Source organism: Bacillus sp. GW821-FHT11D08, assembly GCF_058808515.1.
In genome coordinates this window covers 156609-161742 of sequence record NZ_JBXARS010000006.1, presented here as the reverse complement: position 1 = coordinate 161742, position 5134 = coordinate 156609, and the positions used below count along the sequence as shown (strand labels likewise).

Below are 5134 nucleotides of genomic sequence, written 5' to 3'. Positions count from 1 at the left end.
AATCCCGTTACACCTGTTGGACCAGTCACTCCTGTTGCACCAGTTAACCCAGTTCCTCCCGTTGGGCCGGTTGAGCCTGTTAATCCCGTTACACCTGTTGGACCAGTCACTCCTGTTGCACCAGTTAACCCAGTTCCTCCCGTTGGGCCGGTTGAGCCGGTTATTCCTGTCGCTCCTGTTAATCCAGTTGAGCCGGTTAGGCCCGTTGCGCCTGTCGATCCGGTTTCTCCAGTTACCCCCGTTGACCCTGTTGGGCCGGTTATACCAGTTACACCTGTTGGGCCTGTTATGCCGGTTGACCCCGTTACCCCGGATGCACCCGTTGCTCCAGTTGAGCCTGTTTCTCCGGTCGCACCAGTCACTCCGGTTGTGCCTGTTGGACCGGTTACTCCTGTCGATCCGGTTGATCCTGTCACTCCCGTTGGACCAGTTGGGCCAGTCACACCGGTTAAGCCTGTCGCGCCTGTTATTCCGGTCGATCCCGTTACGCCGGTTACTCCTGTTGACCCTGTTACTCCGGTTGCGCCAGTCGCTCCTGTTATCCCCGTTGCCCCAGTCACTCCAGTTGAGCCCGTTTCTCCGGTTATACCAGTTGGGCCTGTTACTCCGGTTGTGCCGGTTTCTCCCGTGGCACCGGTTACTCCGGTTGGACCGATTTCTCCAGTTACTCCAGTTGCACCGGTTGAGCCGGTTACACCAGTTGGGCCTGTTGAACCAGTCGAGCCGGTTGCTCCTGTTGGGCCTGTTGAGCCCGTGACCCCAGTTGGGCCGGTTGAGCCGGTTACACCAATTGGACCAGTTTCTCCGGTTGAACCAGTTACACCAGTTGGACCTGTTACTCCAGTCGATCCGGTTGAGCCCGTGGTTCCGGTTTCTCCTGTTGATCCTGTTGCTCCTGATGGTCCAGTTGCTCCGGTTTCTCCTGCTGGGCCTGTTGCCCCAGTCACTCCAGTTGACCCCGTTTCTCCTGTCGATCCGGTTGGGCCTGTGACACCAGTTGGACCCGTTTCTCCCGTTGAGCCAGTTGCTCCTGTTGCACCTGTTACTCCAGTTAATCCCGTCGCACCAGTTGATCCGGTTTCTCCTGTCGATCCGGCTACTCCTGTTGGGCCTGTTACTCCAGTCACTCCTGTTGAGCCCGTTACCCCAGTTGGGCCGGTTTCTCCGGTTGATCCAGTCGGTCCTGTTGCACCAGTCGAGCCGGTTGTTCCCGTTCCCCCGGTTACACCAGTTACCCCAGTCGCTCCTGTCGATCCCGTTTCTCCGGTTGTTCCTGTTACACCGGTCTCTCCTATTGCGCCGGTTGGGCCGGTTGCCCCAGTCACTCCTGTATCCCCGATTGGCCCGGTTAATCCGGTGGCTCCTGTTACTCCCGTTGCACCGGTTACTCCTATTGGCCCTGTTGCTCCGGTTGAGCCGGTTTCTCCCGTTGCACCAGTTGGACCGGTTGATCCTGTTACTCCAGTTGAGCCCGTGACTCCGGTTGGACCCGTGATTCCGGTGGGGCCAGTTTCTCCGGTTGAACCAGTTGCTCCTGTTGAGCCAGTTGCTCCTGTCGCTCCTGTTACTCCCGTTGAACCAGTTGCTCCGGTTTCTCCTGTTGGACCGTTTTCTCCCGTTGGGCCTGTTACTCCAGTTGAGCCTGTTGCACCAGTCGAGCCGGTTGTTCCCGTTCCGCCAGTTACACCAGTTACCCCAGTCACTCCAGTTGAACCGGTTTCTCCTGTTGGGCCGATTGGACCAGTTGCTCCGGTTGAACCAGTTATACCAGTTGAGCCGGTTACTCCAGTCGCCCCTGTTGCACCGGTTGAGCCGGTTTCTCCAGTTGTTCCTGTTGAACCGGTTTCTCCTGTCGATCCCGTTGCTCCGGTTGTTCCTGTAATTCCAGTTGGGCCGGTTTCTCCAGTTAATCCCGTCGCACCAGTTGATCCCGTTTCTCCTGTCGATCCGGTTACTCCGGTTACACCAGTTGAGCCCGTGACCCCAGTCGGGCCAGTAACTCCTGTTGATCCGGTTTCTCCTGTTGACCCGCTTTCTCCAGTTGGACCAGTTACACCACTCGCCCCAGTTGGGCCAGTCACACCAGTTGGGCCTGTTGCTCCTGTTACTCCAGTTGGGCCGATCTCTCCCGTTGGCCCGGTTGCTCCGGTTATTCCTGTGGCCCCAGTCACTCCCGTTGCTCCGGTTATTCCTGTCGACCCGGTTACTCCTGTTGGGCCAGTTACTCCTGCTGGGCCGGTTTCTCCCGTTGCCCCAGTTACTCCAGTTGCACCTGTTTCTCCGGTTGAGCCTGTTACTCCAGTTGAGCCCGTGACTCCGGTTGGGCCAGTTGCTCCGGTTGAACCAGTTACACCAGTTGAGCCTGTTACTCCAGTCGCCCCTGTTGCACCGGTTGAGCCTGTTACTCCAGTCGCCCCTGTTGCACCGGTTGAGCCGGTTTCTCCAGTTGTTCCTGTTGAACCGGTTTCTCCTGTCGACCCCGTTGCTCCGGTTATTCCTGTTACACCGGTCTCTCCTATTGCGCCGGTTGGGCCGGTTACACCCGTCGATCCTGTTGGGCCAGTTGCTCCTGCAGGGCCGGCTTCTCCGGTTGGACCCGTTACTCCGGTTGAACCGGTTACACCAGTTGCGCCTGTTTCTCCGGTTGCTCCAGTTACCCCCGTTGATCCTGTTGAGCCCGTTGCACCAGTCATTCCGGTTACTCCGGTTCCACCTGTTGCGCCTGTTGAGCCGGTTATTCCAGTTATACCAGTTGATCCCGTTGGACCTGTTTCCCCAGTTACACCTGTTGGGCCGGTTGGGCCGGTTTCTCCAGTTATACCTGTTGCGCCTGTTATTCCTGTCGCCCCAGTTTCCCCTGTTATTCCGGTTGTGCCTGTCACTCCCGTTGGTCCAGTCTCCCCCGTTGGACCGGTCGAGCCTGTTATTCCGGTCGCTCCTGTTGTTCCCGTTCTCCCGGTTACACCCGTGACCCCAGTCGATCCTGTCGATCCCGTTACTCCTGCTGGGCCAGTTACTCCAGTTGGACCGGTATCCCCGGTTGAGCCAGTTACTCCGGTTGAGCCAGTTGGGCCGGTTTCTCCGGTTGATCCAGTCGGTCCTGTTGCACCAGTCGAGCCGGTTGTTCCCGTTCCCCCGGTTACACCAGTTACCCCAGTCGCTCCTGTCGATCCCGTTGCTCCGGTTGTTCCTGTTACACCGGTCTCTCCTATTGCGCCGGTTGGGCCGGTTGCCCCAGTCACTCCCGTTGCTCCGGTTTCTCCTGTTACACCTGTTGGGCCGGTTTCTCCTGTTGCTCCTGTTGATCCAGTTAGGCCAGTCGAGCCTGTCGCTCCTGTTGTGCCGATCGGGCCAGTAACTCCTGTTACTCCGGTGGCTCCCGTTGCTCCGGTTTCACCTATTGCTCCAGTCACTCCGGTTGACCCTGTTGCTCCGGTTACACCAGTTATGCCTGTTACTCCTGTTGCACCCGTTGGGCCTGTCGCCCCGGTTACCCCCGTTACTCCTGTCGATCCCGTGACCCCCGTCGGGCCAGTCACACCAGTTGCTCCGGTTATGCCAGTGGCGCCCGTTGATCCTGTTGAGCCGGTTGATCCGGTTGAACCGATTGTGCCTGTCGATCCCGTTGCACCCGTTGCGCCGGTTATCCCTGTTGCCCCAGTTACACCGGTCGCCCCGGTTTCTCCTGTTGATCCGGTTTCTCCAATTAATCCCGTCGCACCAGTTGATCCCGTTACGCCAGTCGGGCCGGTTGAGCCTGTTACACCGGTTGCGCCAGTAACTCCAGTTGCACCGGTTGATCCTGTTACCCCAGTTGGGCCAGTTGGGCCAGTTGGGCCGGTTGTTCCAGTCGGTCCTGTTGCACCAGTCGAGCCGGTTGTTCCCGTTCCCCCGGTTACACCAGTTGCACCGGTTGAGCCGGTTTCTCCCGTTGTTCCTGTTGAACCTGTTGAACCTGTCGATCCCGTTGCTCCGGTTATTCCTGTTGCACCAGTTACACCGGTCGCTCCGGTTTCTCCTGTCAACCCCGTTACTCCGGTTGGACCTGCTGCGCCAGTTGTGCCTGTCGCTCCTGTTACTCCTGTTACCCCAGTTGTCCCCGTTACACCAGTCGCCCCTGTTACTCCGGTGGGGCCCGTTTCTCCGCTTGACCCTGTTGATCCGGTTACACCAGTTATGCCTGTTACTCCTGTTGCACCCGTTGGGCCTGTCGCCCCGGTTATCCCTGTTACTCCTGTCGATCCCGTGACCCCCGTCGGGCCAGTCACACCAGTTGCGCCGGTGAACCCCGTTACTCCGATTGGACCTGCTACCCCAGTTGCTCCGGTTATGCCAGTGGCACCCGTTGCGCCGGTTGATCCAGTTGCACCGGTCGCTCCTGTTACTCCCGTTGGGCCTGTTACTCCGGTGAACCCCGTTGGCCCAGTCAGCCCCGTTGCTCCTGTTTCACCTATTGCTCCAGTCACTCCGGTTGAACCTGTTACCCCGGTTGTCCCCGTTACACCAGTCGCTCCTGTATCCCCGGTCGGGCCTGTTATTCCGATCGCTCCTGTTATTCCGGTTGCCCCGATTGGTCCCGTTATACCAGTTGATCCCGTTGCTCCGGTAATTCCTGTTGGGCCTGTCGATCCAGTTGGGCCAGTTTCTCCCGTTGCCCCTGTTACTCCCGTTGCACCGGTTTCTCCGGTTGAACCAGTTGGGCCTGTTGCACCAGTCGAGCCGGTCGCCCCTGTTACTCCGATTGCACCAGTTGCTCCTGTCGATCCTGTTACTCCCGTTGAACCAGTTTCTCCGGTTTCTCCTGTTGGACCAGTCTCCCCAGTTGACCCCGTTGCACCAGTTGTTCCAGTTATTCCAGTGGCGCCCGTTGCTCCGGTTGGTCCCGTTCTCCCGGTTACACCCGTGACCCCAGTCGATCCTGTCGATCCCGTTACTCCTGCTGGGCCAGTTACTCCAGTTGGACCGGTATCCCCGGTTGAGCCAGTTACTCCGGTTGAGCCAGTTGGGCCGATTTCTCCAGTTACCCCCGTTACTCCGGTTACACCGGTTGCGCCTGTTGGACCTGCTGCGCCGGTTACTCCTGTTGCTCCAGTTACACCGGTTATTCCTGTTGACCCTGTTACACCAGTCGCTC

At 58.7% G+C, this 5134-nt stretch carries 1 protein-coding gene; it reads right to left on the bottom strand.

Annotated elements, in window-relative coordinates:
- On the bottom strand, positions 1–5134 hold a 5134-nt coding region (locus AC1RRX_RS13695), incomplete at both ends, for a beta strand repeat-containing protein (protein WP_492870928.1).